Below are 12,616 nucleotides of genomic sequence, written 5' to 3'. Positions count from 1 at the left end.
CGGGAAGCGACCTATCCGGCCCGGAAGTGCTTCGACAGCTTCAGCCGCTGCGCCTGGTAGTTGGAGCCGACGCCCGCGCCGTAGAGCGTGTCGGGCAGCTCCCCCATCCGCTCGTAGACCAGCCGGCCGACCACCTGGCCGTGGTCGAGGATGAACGGCACCTCGTGGCTGCGCACCTCCAGCACGGCGCGCGCGCCGGCCCCCGACGTGCCGTGGCCGAAGCCCGGATCGAAGAAGCCGGCGTAGTGCACCCGGAACTCGCCCACCAGCGGATCGAACGGCACCATTTCGGCCGCGCACTGGGGCGGCACCTGCACCGCCTCGCGCGACACCAGGATGTAGAACTCGTCCGGGTCGAGGATCAGGCCCCGGCCAGGGCGCACCGTCACCGGGTCCCAGAAGTCGGCGACGTCGTAGCCGTCCTTGCGGTCGACGTCGATGACGGCGGTGTGGCGCTTGCCGCGGTAGCCGACGAGGCCGCTGTCGTCGGCGCTCTTCAGGTCGATGGAGAGCTGCAGCCCGTCCTCGATGCCGGCGTTGCCCGGCACCACCAGCGGCTCGCGCTCGTGCAGGGCGCGCAGTTCGGTGTCGGTCAGCGTCGCGTTGCCGCGCCGGAAGCGGATCTGCGACAACCGCGAGCCGGCGCGCACCAGCACGGGGAAGGTGCGCGGCGAGATCTCGGCGTAGAGCGGCCCGGCGTAGCCGGCCGGCACCCGGTCGAAGGCGCCGGCGCGGTCGGCCGTTACCCGGGTGAACACGTCGAGGCGGCCGGTCGAGCTCTTCGGATTGGTGGAGGCCGCCACGTCGGCCGGCAGCGCCAGGCGCTCCTGCAGCGGCACGACGTAGACGCAGCCGGTCTCCAGCACGGCGCCTTGCGTCAGGTCGATGGTGTGCATCGTCACTTCGGCCAGCTTGTCGGCCACCGGGCCGTCGGGGCCGGGCAGGAAGCTCGCGCGGATGCGGTGGGCCACCGTTCCCAGGCGCAGGTCGAGGCTCGCCGGCTGGATCTGGTCGGCATCGAACGGCGCGTCGCAGGATATCGCGCCCGAGCGGCCAAGCGCTTCGATCGCCTGGCGCGGAAGGATGCCTGCGGTTTCCTGCATGTGTTGGTCGTCCCGCGCTTGAAAGCCCCGTTGGGTCAGATCTTCCCAAGACCTAAACCGATCGGTGCATTGACGCCAAGGAAAGCCGGGCGTAAAGAGCTTTTTGTCCCGTGGTCATTTGAGCCGGCCGGCTTGCAGCCACGTTAAAGAAATCGCTAAAAAGGCCGGGCGAGGTACGCCCCGGTCGTTCGTTTCGGCCGGGTTTTTTTGTGCCTTGCCTCTGGCTGGCGGGCACGCACCCGGATCGACCGCGACGCGGACACGCCGGGTCCTGCCCCGTCCGCGCCGCGCCGCCAGACGCCCCGACATGGGGCGCTGCCGGCGGATCTGGAAAGGATGTGTCCATGTCGTCGTCGTCGCTGCCTTCGGATGCCGGACCCTCGACCCGCCTCGTTCACGGCGGCATCGAGCGGTCCCAGTTCGGCGAAACCTCCGAGGCGCTCTATCTCACCCAGGGCTTCGTCTACGAGAGCGCGGAAGCCGCCGAAGCCCGCTTCGCCGGCGAGGAGGACGGATACGTCTACTCCCGCTATGGCAATCCCACGGTGACGATGTTCCAGGACCGCATGGCGCTGCTGGAAGGCGCCGAGGCTGCCCGCGCCACCGCCAGCGGCATGGCCGCGGTGACGGCGGCGATGGTGGCCTGCGTGAAGGCCGGCGACCATGTCGTCGCCTCCCGGGCGCTGTTCGGCGGCTGTCGCTACGTGGTCGAGGAGTTCCTGCCCCGCTTCGGCGTCGAGGCGACCCTCGTCGACGGCGGAGATCTCGACGCCTGGAAGCAGGCGGCGCGTCCCAACACCACCGCCATGTTCACCGAGACCCCGGCCAACCCGACGCTGGCGCTGGTCGACATCGCCGGCGTCGCCGACATCGCCCACTCGGTCGGCGCCCGGCTGGTGGTCGACAACGTGTTCGCCACCGCGCTGCACCAGTCGCCGCTGAAGCTCGGCGCCGACGTGGTCGTCTATTCCGCCACCAAGCACGTCGACGGCCAGGGCCGCTGCCTCGGCGGCACCATCCTCTCCGACGAGGAGTGGGTCACGGAGAAGCTCGACACCATCCTGCGCCAGACCGGCCCGGCGATGTCGCCGTTCAACGCGTGGGTGATGCTGAAGTCGCTGGAGACCTACCCGCTCCGGGTGCGCCAGCAGACCGCCAACGCGGCCGCCGTCGCCGATGCGATCGCCGGCCATCCGGCCGTCCGCAAGGTGATCTATCCCGGCCGCGACGACCATCCCCAGGCCGAGATCGCCCGCAAGCAGATGACCGGCGGCGGCACGCTGATCGCCATCGACATGCAGGGCGGCCGCGACGCGGCGTTCGCCTTCTCCAACGCGCTGCGGGTGGTGAAGATCTCCAACAACCTCGGCGACGCCAAGAGCCTGATCACCCATCCGTCCACCACCACCCACCAGCGCCTCACCGAGGAACAGCGGGCCGAGCTGGGGATCGGCCAGGGCCTGCTGCGGCTCTCCATCGGGCTGGAGGACGTCGAGGACCTGATCGCCGACATGACCCAGGCGCTCGACCGGTCGGGCACGAAGTCGGCCGTCAGCGTCGGCTAACGGCCGGTGTCGGAAAGCGTCCGCGCGGCCAGCAGCAGCCGCGCCGTCGCCGACACCAGGCACACGCCGGCGAAGATCCAGGCGATCGCCGGGAACCAGCCCGGCGCCAGGCACATCAGCACGAAGGCGGCGATCGTCTCGCCGCCTTCCGCCAGCCCGCCCAGATAGAACAGCGACTTCGACCCCTGGGAGCTGGTCTCCAGGCCGCGCCGCTCCGCGAAGATGGCGAACGCCAGGAAGCCCGCGCCGTTCACGTAGAACGACAGCAGCAGCGCCGCAGCCGCCAGCGCGTTGTGCGCCGGGTCGGCCACCGCGAAGGCGAACGGGATCGCCCCGTAGAACGCGAAATCCAGCACGATATCGAGGAAGCCGCCCCGGTCGGTCTTCGCCGAGGCCCGGGCCACCGCGCCGTCGAGCCCGTCGGCGATCCGGTTGAGCGCCACGAAGCCGAGCCCCAGCAGGAACAGGCCGCCCGCGATGGCGATGGCCGCCGCAACGCCGAGCGCGAAGCCCGCGACGGTGATCGCGTCTGCCGAGACGCCCGAGGCGGCGATCCGCCGGCCGGCCGCGTCCAGCGGCGGATCGATGAGCGGTCTCAGTCGGGCGTCGAACATGGTCCGTCCTGGCTGGCGAGGGGAGGGCGCCCGCAGGCGTAACGCTCGATCAGCGCCACCGCGTTGGCGACGCCGTCCTCGGCCCGGATCCGCCGGCCGATCTCGGCGGCGCGCGCCATCATCGCAGAATCGGCGGTCGCCTGCCCGAGGGCGGTGGCGAGCGTGCGCGCGCGCAGGCGCCTGGCCGGGATCGGCTTCGGGCCCGCGCCCAGCGCGTGCACGCGGTCGGCCCAGAAGGGCTGGTCGGCGAAGAACGGCACGACGACGGAGGGCCTGCCGGCCCTCAGCGCCGCCGCCGTGGTGCCGGCGCCGCCATGGTGCACCACCGCCGCCACCCGGGGCAGCAGCCAGCCGTGCGGGGCGTGATCGACCTGCAGGATCGACGCCGGCAGGTCGTGGCCCTTCAGGCCGCCCCATCCCGTCGCCAGGATGCCGCGCAGCCCGCGCTCCCGGAGCGCCTCGACCACCAGCGCGGCCAGCCGCGCCGGGTCGCGCCCGGACATGGAGCCGAAGCCCACGTAGACGGGCGGCGGGCCCTGCTCGAGGAAGCGCGGCAGCTCAGGCGGCGGCGGCCCGTCCTCGTCCAGGAACCAGTAGCCGGTCACGTGGGCCTCGTCGGGCCAGTCCGGCGGCTTCGGCACCACGGCCTCGCTGTGGGCGTGCAGGATCGGGATGGGCCGTCCGTCGGCCATCCGCGTCAGGCTGTAGTCCCTGAGCGGCGGCAGTCCGAGCTCCTGGCGGAAGTCCCGCACGTAGCCGCGGAGCGACCGGTTGATGAGCGTCCGGATGGCCCGGTGGGTCGCGTGGTTGTACCGGCCGCCCAGTGGCAGGTTTGGGAAGATCGGAAACCGCCAGTCGCGGGTCGGCAGCAGGATCGGGACCGGCGTCGCCAGCACGCAGCCGATTCCGAGCTTCTCGGCGATGTGCGGGGCGCCCGCCATCTTGGGATGGAACACGATGAGGTCCGGGCCGGTCGCCGCGGCCGCCCGGTAGCTGTCGCGCAGCAGCTGTTCGTTCGCCGGTCGCATGCGCTTCGCCAGCCGGATGGCGCGCGTCGCCAGCCCGAGCAGGCGCCCGCCGTTCTCCATCAGGTCCTTGCCTTCGTCGGTGTCGACGAGGGCGAGCAGCGCGTCGCTCATCGGCTGGAACGCCAGGCCGTGGTCCTCCACGAACGAGCGGAAACGGCTACTGGTCGCCAGCGTCACCCGGTGGCCGGCGTCCCGCAGGCCCCTGCCGAGGGCCACGAAGGGCTGCACATCGCCCCGCGAACCGTAGGTGAGGATCAGGATGTTCACGGCGATCCGTTCGTCTGATGCGGCCCGCAGAGACTACGGACTTTCCCCGCCCGGTCCATCCCGGCGGCCAGGCCGGGGCGCGGGGCCGGCCGCGATTGACGGCGCTCCGGCATCGAAGTAGAGCGCCGCGCAAGCTTGTCGGTGTTCTCTGGTCTCCGGTGACGGTTCGGCAGAGAATGGGCGAATCGGCGCTGCCGTCTCCGGCCGAGGTAAGCCGGAGCGAAAATCAGTTGGGTCGGACCATGTACGAAGCCATCACACGCAATCTGCGGGTCACCGTGAATCCCCATTATCTGGAGGAGGAGTCGGAGCCGGAGGAGAAGCGCTTTCTCTGGGCCTACACGGTCGAGATCACCAATGTCGGGTCCGAGACCGTCCAGCTCATGAACCGCTACTGGCAGATCACCGATGCGCGCGGCCAGGTGCAGGAGGTGCGGGGCCCGGGCGTGGTTGGCGAGCAGCCGGTGCTCGCGCCGGGCGATGCCTTCACCTACACGTCGGGCTGCCCGCTGCCGACGCCGTCCGGCATCATGGTCGGCGCCTACGAGATGGAAACGTCCGGCGGCGAGCGCTTCGAGGTCCACATCCCGGCCTTCTCGCTCGACATGCCCGACGCCCAGCCGACGCTGAATTAGTGTTTGGTCCCCTCACGCAGCCGGTGCGCAACGCGCACCTGGCGTGAGGGGAAAACGTCTCGCACCAACCAGCGGACGACCGTCCGCCGCCCGGTCAGGGCGCCCTCCCGGAGCCGGTGCGCAACGCGCACTCGGCGTGAGGGAAATAATCCTTAGAGCGTCCGGTAGCGGGCCCGGGCGCCGCGCTCGATGGCGGCGGTGGTCAGCTTGTCGAGGTTGAGCCGGTCGCGCAGCATCGCCAGCAGCCGGAGCTCCTCCGGTTCCACGTGCAGGTCGGCGGCGGCCACTTCGACGCCGAGCGCGTAGGCGGTCTCGTAGAGCCGCTCCGGCAGGCAGGTGCGCACCAGTTCCAGCACCGTCTCGAGGCCGTCCTCGGCCTGCAGGATGTCGGCGCAGGTTTCGGCGGAGGAGACGAGTTTCTCTTCGCGGTAGTCCCGGAACACCGGTGTCGTGCGGACGACCTCGCCGATCTGGTGAAGCTCGGCGTCCGTCATCGTGCTGTCGGCCGCCGACATGGTGACCATCACGTAGATGAGGGCGTCGTGATGCGAAATCGTCTGGTTCATCAGGTGTGCTCGCGAAAGAGTTGCGGTGCGCGGAGGCTCGTGGGACCGGACCCTAGAGCCTTTTCCCGGCAAGTGGAATCACCTGGTCGCACAGAAATGGCGCCGGAGCGCCGGGTTCGGCGTTTCCCGCTCCCCCAGGGCCGGTCGATCGGCGCACCCGTGCCGGTTGCCGGCGGGGTTTTGCGCGTTCCGGCCCGTTTCCGCCGTCGAGACTGCTTTTGTCCGGCCGGGATATGCTCTAGACCAACCGCCGGAACCGGGCAGCCTGCGCCTTCAGGGCCGATGCCGGTGATCCGAGCCATTCCGACACACCCGACTGAGAAAGCGCCATCATGACCGTCCGTCCCGCCTCCGCCGATCTGACCGAAGAGATCGTGGCCGCGGCGAAGGTCGGCAAAGCGTGGACCTTCGAGGAGGCGCGCCGCATCGTCGAGCGGGTGGAGCGGTCCGGCAAGCGGGAGGTCCTGTTCGAAACGGGCTACGGCCCGTCGGGCCTGCCGCACATCGGCACCTTCGGCGAGGTGCTGCGGACCACGATGGTGCGCCACGCCTTCCGCGTCATCACCGAGGACCGGATCCCGACGCGGCTCCTGTGCTTCTCCGACGACATGGACGGCATGCGCAAGGTGCCGGAGAACGTGCCGAACCAGGCGCTGCTGCAGGAGAATCTCGGCCGGCCGCTGACCCGGGTGCCCGACCCGTTCGGCACCCACGAGTCCTTCGGCGCCCACAACAACGCGCGCCTGCGCGCCTTCCTCGATGCCTTCGGCTTCGACTACGAGTTCGCCAGCGCCACCGACTACTACACCTCCGGCCGCTTCGACGAGATCCTGCTCAGGGTCGCCGAGCGCTACCAGGCGATCATGGACGTCATGCTGCCGACCCTGCGCGAGGAGCGCCAGGCGACCTACAGCCCGTTCCTGCCGATCTCGCCCACCACCGGCCGCGTCCTGTACGTGCCGATGAAGGCGGTGGACGCCGCCGCCGGCACCGTGACCTTCGCCGACGAGGACGGCACCGAGGTCACCCTGCCGGTCACCGGCGGCAACGTGAAGCTCCAGTGGAAGCCCGATTTCGGCGCCCGCTGGGCGGCCCTCGACGTCGACTTCGAGATGTTCGGCAAGGACCACCTCTCCAACCAGCCGGTCTACGACCGCATCTGCAAGGTGCTGGGCGGCAAGCCGCCGGAGCACTTCGTCTACGAGCTCTTCCTCGACGACAACGGCGAGAAGATCTCTAAGTCCAAGGGCAACGGGCTCACCATCGACGAGTGGCTCACCTACGCCTCGCCCGACAGCCTGGCGCTGTTCATGTTCCAGAAGCCGAAGACGGCGAAGCGACTCTATTTCGACGTCATCCCGCGCGCGGTCGACGAGTACTACGCCCACCTGTCGGCATTCCGCCGCCAGGACGCGGCCGGCCAGGTCAACAACCCCGTCTGGCACATCCACAACGGCAACCCGCCGGACATCACCCTGCCGGTGTCGTTCGCGCTGCTCCTGAACCTCGTCTCGGCGTCGAACGCGGAAACGGCGGACGTGCTGTGGGGCTACATCTCCCGCCACGTGCCGGGCGTCTCGCCGCAGACCGCGCCGGAACTCGATGCGCTGGTCGGCTATGCGATCCGCTACTTCGAGGATTTCGTCAGGCCGAAGAAGGTCTACCGCGCCCCCGACGAGACCGAGCGGGCGGCGCTCGCGGCGCTGGAGGCGAAGCTCGCCACGCTGCCGGCCGACAGCGACCCCGCCGCCATCCAGGACGCGATCCTCGACGTGGCGCGGCCGATCGAGCGCTACCAGGACGCCAAGCGGAAGAGCCCCGACGGCGGCCCCGGCGTGTCCGGCACCTGGTTCCAGGCGCTCTATCAGGTGCTGCTGGGTCAGGACCAGGGCCCCCGCTTCGGCTCCTTCGTGGCGCTCTACGGGATCGACGAGACCCGCGCGCTGATCGGCAAGGCGCTCGCCGGAGAGCTGATCGCCGACGCGGGCTGATCCCCGCGCGGCCGTCCGCCAGCCGCGCCTACTGGGTGGTCGGGGGCACCGGCCGCCACAGGCCGCGCTTCTGTTCCTGGGCGATCCACGACAGCACCTTCAGCCGGTCCGGCGCGCCCTCGGCGGGCTGCGCCCACCCCTGCGACACCAGCCAGCTGGCGATATCGGTGCCGCCGACCGAACAGCTGGCCGGGAACGGTCCGCCCTCCGGCGGCTCGCCGTTGCCGTCGGCGGCGGCCTCCAGCCGGCGGGCCGCGTCCTCGTCCAGCGCCTGGCACTCGATCGCCCGCGACCGCACCAGCTGCCGCAGCGCCGTGCGGGCGCGCAGCTCGCAGCTCCACTGCACCGGCGAGCCGTCCTCGCACGCCTTGAACGACGACGGGCCGGTGACCTCGCCGACCTTCAGCACCGTCCCGGCCGCGTTCACGGTGGTGGCGTCCTCCACCACCACCAGGTGGTAGCGCACCGGCTTCGGCGGCTGCGGCGGCGGCGGTTCCACCGAGCTCGGCAGCCGCTGCAGCGGCGCCGCCAGCTCGGGGCTGCGGGTGATGCGGTCGGAGGAGACGTCGCGGACCAGCCGGTCGGGCTCGATGCCGAGGTCGCCGCCGGCCGCGCCGTCCGCCTCGGTCGGCGCCTGGAAGCCGAGGGTCCCCTGGCGCTTCGGCTCGACGCCGCCCCAGTCCGACGGCGTCTGCGGCTCGTCTTCCGGCGCCCCCAGCGGCAGCGACTTCATCTTCTGCACGATCGGGCCCAGCACCGACTCGTCGAGCAGCAGCAGCGGCAGCACGCTGACCGCGGCCGCCGTCACCACCACCAGCGCATAGATCGCCCGCGTCACGGTGTCGGACCGCCGCCGCCCGCGTGCGGTATAGCCGGGAGTGTACGCCATCACTGACTCGCCCAAAGGATCCGCGCCATCCACTCGATGTCGGCCAGCGGCACCGTGCGGTCGGGATGCTCGGGATTGAGCGAGGTCAGCTCGATCTGCCTGGCCGTGCGCCGGTGCAGGATCTTCGCCATCACTTCGCCGTCCGTCGTCTTCACCACCACGCGGTCGCCGCGCCGCACCGAAGAGGCGCGCGAGACGATCAATACGTCACCGTGGCGGTAAAGCGGAAGCATGGAATCGCCCGAAATCTCCAAAGCGTAAACGGGCTCGTCCCGCCGCTCGGGAAACGAGATCTCGTCCCAGCCCGTACCGACCGGGAAGCCGCCGTCGTCGAAGAAGCCGCCGGCGCCGGCCTGGGCGAAGCCGAGCAGCGGCACCGCGCGGGGCACCGGCAGCGCGTCGCCGCCGATCGCCGCGGCCGCCCGTCCGAAGAACTCGGTCAGGTCGGCGCCGGTCGCCTCCAGCACCTTGGCGATGGATTCCGTTGACGGCCAGCGCGGGCGGCCGTCCCCCGCCAGCCGCTTCGACTTGTTGAAGGTCGTCGGATCGAGGCCGGCGCGGCGCGCGAGACCGGAGGGGCTGAGCCCCTGCCGTTCGGCAAGGCGGTCGATGGCCGCCCAGACCTGCTCGTGCGTGAGCATGCTGCGTCACCTCTCCGTCGTCGGGACGGAAGCCGGCCCGGGTTCTCCCCGGGAAAAGAAAAAGGAATACATACCTAGGCCGCACCCTAATCCCCGGGGCGCGTCCTGTCCAGAAATCAGTCATGGAGAACGTCGTCGGCGGGCGCGCGTTGACTTGTCCGGGGGGTGCCGGAGCCGCTAGAGCATCCGGTGTCCGGATCGCGGCGGTGCCGGCGGAGGCGCCCGCGGCGGGCGGGCAGGGGCCGACAGCCGTTTCCGGTCGTCCGGGTGTTTCCACCGGGCCGGAAAACGCTCTACGCTCGGGGAAAAATCGGGAGGACGGGACGATGCGACCGCAGACCGTTTACAAGATCGTTGACAGGGAATCCTGGGAGGCGGCCACCGCCGAGGGCGTCTATCGCGGCGCCCCCGTCGACCTCGCCGACGGCTTCATCCATCTGTCCGCGCGCGGCCAGGTGATGGAGACCGCCCGCAAGCATTTCCGCGGCATGCGGGGGCTGCTTCTGGTGGCGATCCGCTCGGACAGCCTCGGCGACGCGCTCAAGTGGGAAAAATCCCGGGGCAACGAGCTGTTCCCGCACCTTTATGCCGACCTGCCGACCGGCGCCGCGGTATGGGTGAAGCCCCTGCCGCTGTCGCCGGCGGGCCACATCTTTCCGGAGCTTGACGCGTGATTCCAGGACTGTCGACCGCCGCCCCCGCGCTGCTGCGCCGCCTCGATGCCGAGCGCGCGCACCGGCTGACCATCGCGGCGCTCGCCTCCGGTCTGGCCCCGGCCGAGACCGTGCCGAGGGACGCGGCGCTCGCCGTCGACGCCTTCGGCCTTTCCTTCCCCAACCCGCTCGGCATGGCGGCGGGCTTCGACAAGGACGCCGAGGTGCCCGGGCCGCTCCTCAAGCTCGGCTTCGGCTTCGTCGAGATCGGCACGGTGACGCCGCTCGCCCAGCCCGGCAATCCCAAGCCACGGGTCTTCCGGCTGCGCGAGGACCGGGCGCTCATCAACCGGCTCGGCTTCAACAACGGCGGCCATGCGGCGGCCCATGCGCGCCTCGCCGCGCGCCGCTTCGAGGGCATCGTCGGGGTCAATCTCGGGGCCAACAAGGTCACCCACGACCGGATCGACGACTATGTTCGCGGCATCCGCACCTTCGCCGACGTGGCCGACTACTTCACCATCAACATCTCCTCGCCCAACACGCCGGGTCTGCGCGACCTGCAGGGCGCGGAGGCCCTCGACGAGCTCCTGACGCGGGTGCTGGCCGCCCGTGCCGAGATGGCCGAGATCGGCCGCCGGGTGCCGCTCCTGGTGAAGGTCGCGCCGGACCTCGACGACGCCGGCATCGACGCCATCGCCGCCGCCGCGCTGACCCATGCGGTCGACGGCCTCATCGTCTCCAACACCACCATCGCCCGGCCGCCGCTGAAGGATGCGCGCACGGCGGCGGAGACCGGCGGGCTGTCCGGCCGGCCGCTGTTCGAACCCTCGACGGTGGTGCTCGCCAAGGTCGCCGAGCGGATCGACGGGCGGATGCCCATCATCGGCGTCGGCGGCGTCTGGTCGGGCGAGACGGCATTCGCCAAGATCGCCGCCGGCGCCAGCCTCGTGCAGCTCTACACCGGCCTCGTCTACGAGGGCGGCGGGCTGGTCGGAAAGATCCTGCGCCACCTCGGCGAGGAGGTCCGCCGCCGCGGCATGACCTCGCTCAGCGAGGCCGTCGGCTGCGACCGCGCCGCCTGGGCGAAGGGGGAAGCGACCATCGGAGCCGGCCGATAGGCCCGAACGGCGCCACGCGTTAGCGCCAATCCGGGGCAGCGGCCGCGGCGACCATCCGCCGCAACGCAAGAGAGGCGGCCGTTGCCGGCCGCCTCCCGTCATTGCGTGAGCTGGATCTGCGCGCTCCGGATCCGGAGCGCCGGGCAGGCGGCGCCTAGGCGGCCTTCTGCCGGGGCGTGATGAGCTTGCGGTTCACCAGCAGTTCGGCGATCTGCACCGTGTTGAGCGCCGCGCCCTTGCGCAGGTTGTCGGAGACCACCCACATCGACAGGCCGTTGTCGACGGTCATGTCCTCGCGGATGCGGCTGATGTAGGTCGCGTCCTCGCCGGCCGCCTCGTAGGGCGTCACGTAGCCGCCGGGCTCGTGCTTGTCGACGACCAGGCAGCCGGGCGCCTCGCGCAGGATGTCGCGCGCCTCGTCGGCCGAGATCGGGTTCTCGAACTCGATGTTCACCGCCTCGGAATGGGAGATGAATACCGGCACGCGGACGCACGTCGCCGTCAGCTTGATCTTCGGGTCGAGGATCTTCTTGGTCTCCACCACCATCTTCCACTCTTCCTTGGTCGAGCCGTCTTCCATGAAGACGTCGATCTGCGGAATGAGGTTGAAGGCGATGCGCTTGGGGAACTTCTGCGTCTCCAGCGGATCGGAGACGAACACCGCGCGCGTCTGGGTGAACAGCTCGTCCATGCCTTCCTTGCCGGCGCCGGAGACTGACTGGTAGGTGGCGACGACGACGCGCTTGATGGTCGCCGCGTCGTGCAGCGGCTTCAGCGCGACCACCAGCTGCGCAGTCGAGCAGTTCGGGTTGGCGATGATGTTCTTCTTGGCAAAGCCCTCGATCGCGTCGGCGTTCACTTCCGGAACGATCAGCGGAACGTCCGGGTCGTTGCGCCAGCACGACGAGTTGTCGATGACCACGGCGCCGGCCTTGGCGATCTTCGGCGCCCATTCCTTCGAGATCTCGCCGCCTGCCGACATCAGGCACAGATCGATGGTCGAGAAGTCGACGAACTCCAGGGCTTCGACCTTGAGGGTTCGGTCGCCATAGGAGACCTCGGTGCCCTTGCTGCGACGCGAGGCGACAGCGAGAACGCTGTCGGCCGGAAAGCCGCGCTCGGAGAGGATATCGAGAATTTCCCGGCCGACATTGCCTGTCGCGCCGACGACTGCGATTGCGTAGCCCATTGTACTGCTCATCTTCGATCGTGTGCCCGTTCGCGCGGCAGTCGCCTCCACCAAGGGCGGGCCGGAACGGCAGACGCGCGTTTACCGCGTCTCACCGCCAGTGTCCATTGCCGCCGGGTGCGCCGCAGGTGCGCTTTCGGCAGCAAATCGCGAGAAAAACACCCGTTTGGAGGGTGCTCGGCCAAGAAACGCCCCGAATTGCCTTTTCGGGCCGCGTCCGATCCGCTATGGCTCTTGCGCTGCAGCACACGTGCGCCGACATGCGCGGTGCCGGCAAAACCCGCTCCTCTAGCCGCTGGATCGACACGACCCCGTTTTCGTCAAGGCGGCGGTTTCGCGTTCGGAGCCATGGGG

At 70.2% G+C, this 12,616-nt stretch carries 12 protein-coding genes and 1 riboswitch; of the genes, 5 read left to right on the top strand and 7 right to left on the bottom strand.

The features are described 5' to 3' along the window. Positions 1 to 11: 11 nt before the first annotated feature. Positions 12 to 1,103, bottom strand: a complete 1,092-nt coding sequence (locus AB7M35_RS12700; protein WP_453960272.1) for a 2'-deoxycytidine 5'-triphosphate deaminase — start codon at positions 1,101 to 1,103, stop codon at positions 12 to 14. 100 nt (positions 1,104 to 1,203) lie between these two features. After that, a riboswitch (SAM riboswitch) is annotated at positions 1,204 to 1,283 on the top strand. Between the two features lie 164 nt (positions 1,284 to 1,447). Here AB7M35_RS12700 and AB7M35_RS12695 point away from each other — a divergent pair. Continuing rightward, complete coding sequence (locus AB7M35_RS12695) at positions 1,448 to 2,668, top strand: O-succinylhomoserine sulfhydrylase (protein WP_453960271.1); 1,221 nt, start codon at positions 1,448 to 1,450, stop codon at positions 2,666 to 2,668. Here AB7M35_RS12695 and AB7M35_RS12690 read toward each other — a convergent pair. Next, positions 2,665 to 3,282, bottom strand: a complete 618-nt coding sequence (locus AB7M35_RS12690; RefSeq protein ID WP_453960270.1) for a CDP-alcohol phosphatidyltransferase family protein — start codon at positions 3,280 to 3,282, stop codon at positions 2,665 to 2,667. The two genes, AB7M35_RS12695 and AB7M35_RS12690, sit on opposite strands and share 4 nt — an antisense overlap. Beyond that, the gene (locus tag AB7M35_RS12685) at positions 3,264 to 4,577 is read right to left on the bottom strand and encodes a glycosyltransferase (protein WP_453960268.1); all 1,314 of its coding nucleotides are present in this window, start codon (positions 4,575 to 4,577) and stop codon (positions 3,264 to 3,266) included. The genes AB7M35_RS12690 and AB7M35_RS12685 overlap by 19 nt, the downstream gene beginning before the upstream one ends. A gap of 242 nt (positions 4,578 to 4,819) precedes the next feature. On the opposite strand from AB7M35_RS12685, the gene apaG reads away from it, so the two are divergent. Further along, positions 4,820 to 5,212, top strand: coding sequence for a Co2+/Mg2+ efflux protein ApaG (gene apaG / locus AB7M35_RS12680; protein WP_453960266.1), 393 nt, complete (start codon positions 4,820 to 4,822; stop codon positions 5,210 to 5,212). A 152-nt stretch (positions 5,213 to 5,364) separates the two neighbouring features. Here the strand turns inward: apaG and AB7M35_RS12675 are convergent, their stop codons facing one another. After that, positions 5,365 to 5,778, bottom strand: coding sequence for a tellurite resistance TerB family protein (locus AB7M35_RS12675; RefSeq protein ID WP_453960264.1), 414 nt, complete (start codon positions 5,776 to 5,778; stop codon positions 5,365 to 5,367). Between the two features lie 332 nt (positions 5,779 to 6,110). Here AB7M35_RS12675 and AB7M35_RS12670 point away from each other — a divergent pair, with 332 nt between their 5' ends. After that, positions 6,111 to 7,769 (top strand): lysine--tRNA ligase, encoded by a 1,659-nt coding sequence (locus tag AB7M35_RS12670; protein WP_453960263.1) that lies wholly within the window; start codon positions 6,111 to 6,113, stop codon positions 7,767 to 7,769. Between the two features lie 28 nt (positions 7,770 to 7,797). On the opposite strand, the gene AB7M35_RS12665 is transcribed toward AB7M35_RS12670, so the two are convergent. Together AB7M35_RS12665 and AB7M35_RS12660 are read right to left on the bottom strand one after the other, a co-directional pair. Then, positions 7,798 to 8,658 carry a thermonuclease family protein gene (locus tag AB7M35_RS12665; protein ID WP_453960261.1) on the bottom strand — a complete coding sequence of 287 codons (861 nt, stop codon included), beginning with the start codon at positions 8,656 to 8,658 and terminating at the stop codon, positions 7,798 to 7,800. Then, complete coding sequence (locus AB7M35_RS12660; protein ID WP_453960259.1) at positions 8,658 to 9,299, bottom strand: S24 family peptidase; 642 nt, start codon at positions 9,297 to 9,299, stop codon at positions 8,658 to 8,660. The genes AB7M35_RS12665 and AB7M35_RS12660 overlap by 1 nt, the downstream gene beginning before the upstream one ends. Before the next feature lie 122 nt (positions 9,300 to 9,421). Here AB7M35_RS12660 and AB7M35_RS12655 point away from each other — a divergent pair, with 122 nt between their 5' ends. Together AB7M35_RS12655 and AB7M35_RS12650 are read left to right on the top strand one after the other, a co-directional pair. Continuing rightward, positions 9,422 to 9,973 (top strand): DUF952 domain-containing protein, encoded by a 552-nt coding sequence (locus tag AB7M35_RS12655; protein WP_453960257.1) that lies wholly within the window; start codon positions 9,422 to 9,424, stop codon positions 9,971 to 9,973. After that, positions 9,970 to 11,073 carry a quinone-dependent dihydroorotate dehydrogenase gene (locus AB7M35_RS12650; RefSeq protein WP_453960255.1) on the top strand — a complete coding sequence of 368 codons (1,104 nt, stop codon included), beginning with the start codon at positions 9,970 to 9,972 and terminating at the stop codon, positions 11,071 to 11,073. The genes AB7M35_RS12655 and AB7M35_RS12650 overlap by 4 nt, the downstream gene beginning before the upstream one ends. Positions 11,074 to 11,227: 154 nt before the next feature. On the opposite strand, the gene AB7M35_RS12645 is transcribed toward AB7M35_RS12650, so the two are convergent. Then, positions 11,228 to 12,262, bottom strand: coding sequence for an aspartate-semialdehyde dehydrogenase (locus AB7M35_RS12645; RefSeq protein ID WP_453960724.1), 1,035 nt, complete (start codon positions 12,260 to 12,262; stop codon positions 11,228 to 11,230). Positions 12,263 to 12,616: the final 354 nt, after the last annotated feature.

This window comes from Amorphus suaedae (genome assembly GCF_053629675.1).
Note: the sequence above shows the minus strand (reverse complement) of the source record. Positions and strands in the feature narration are given on the sequence as shown.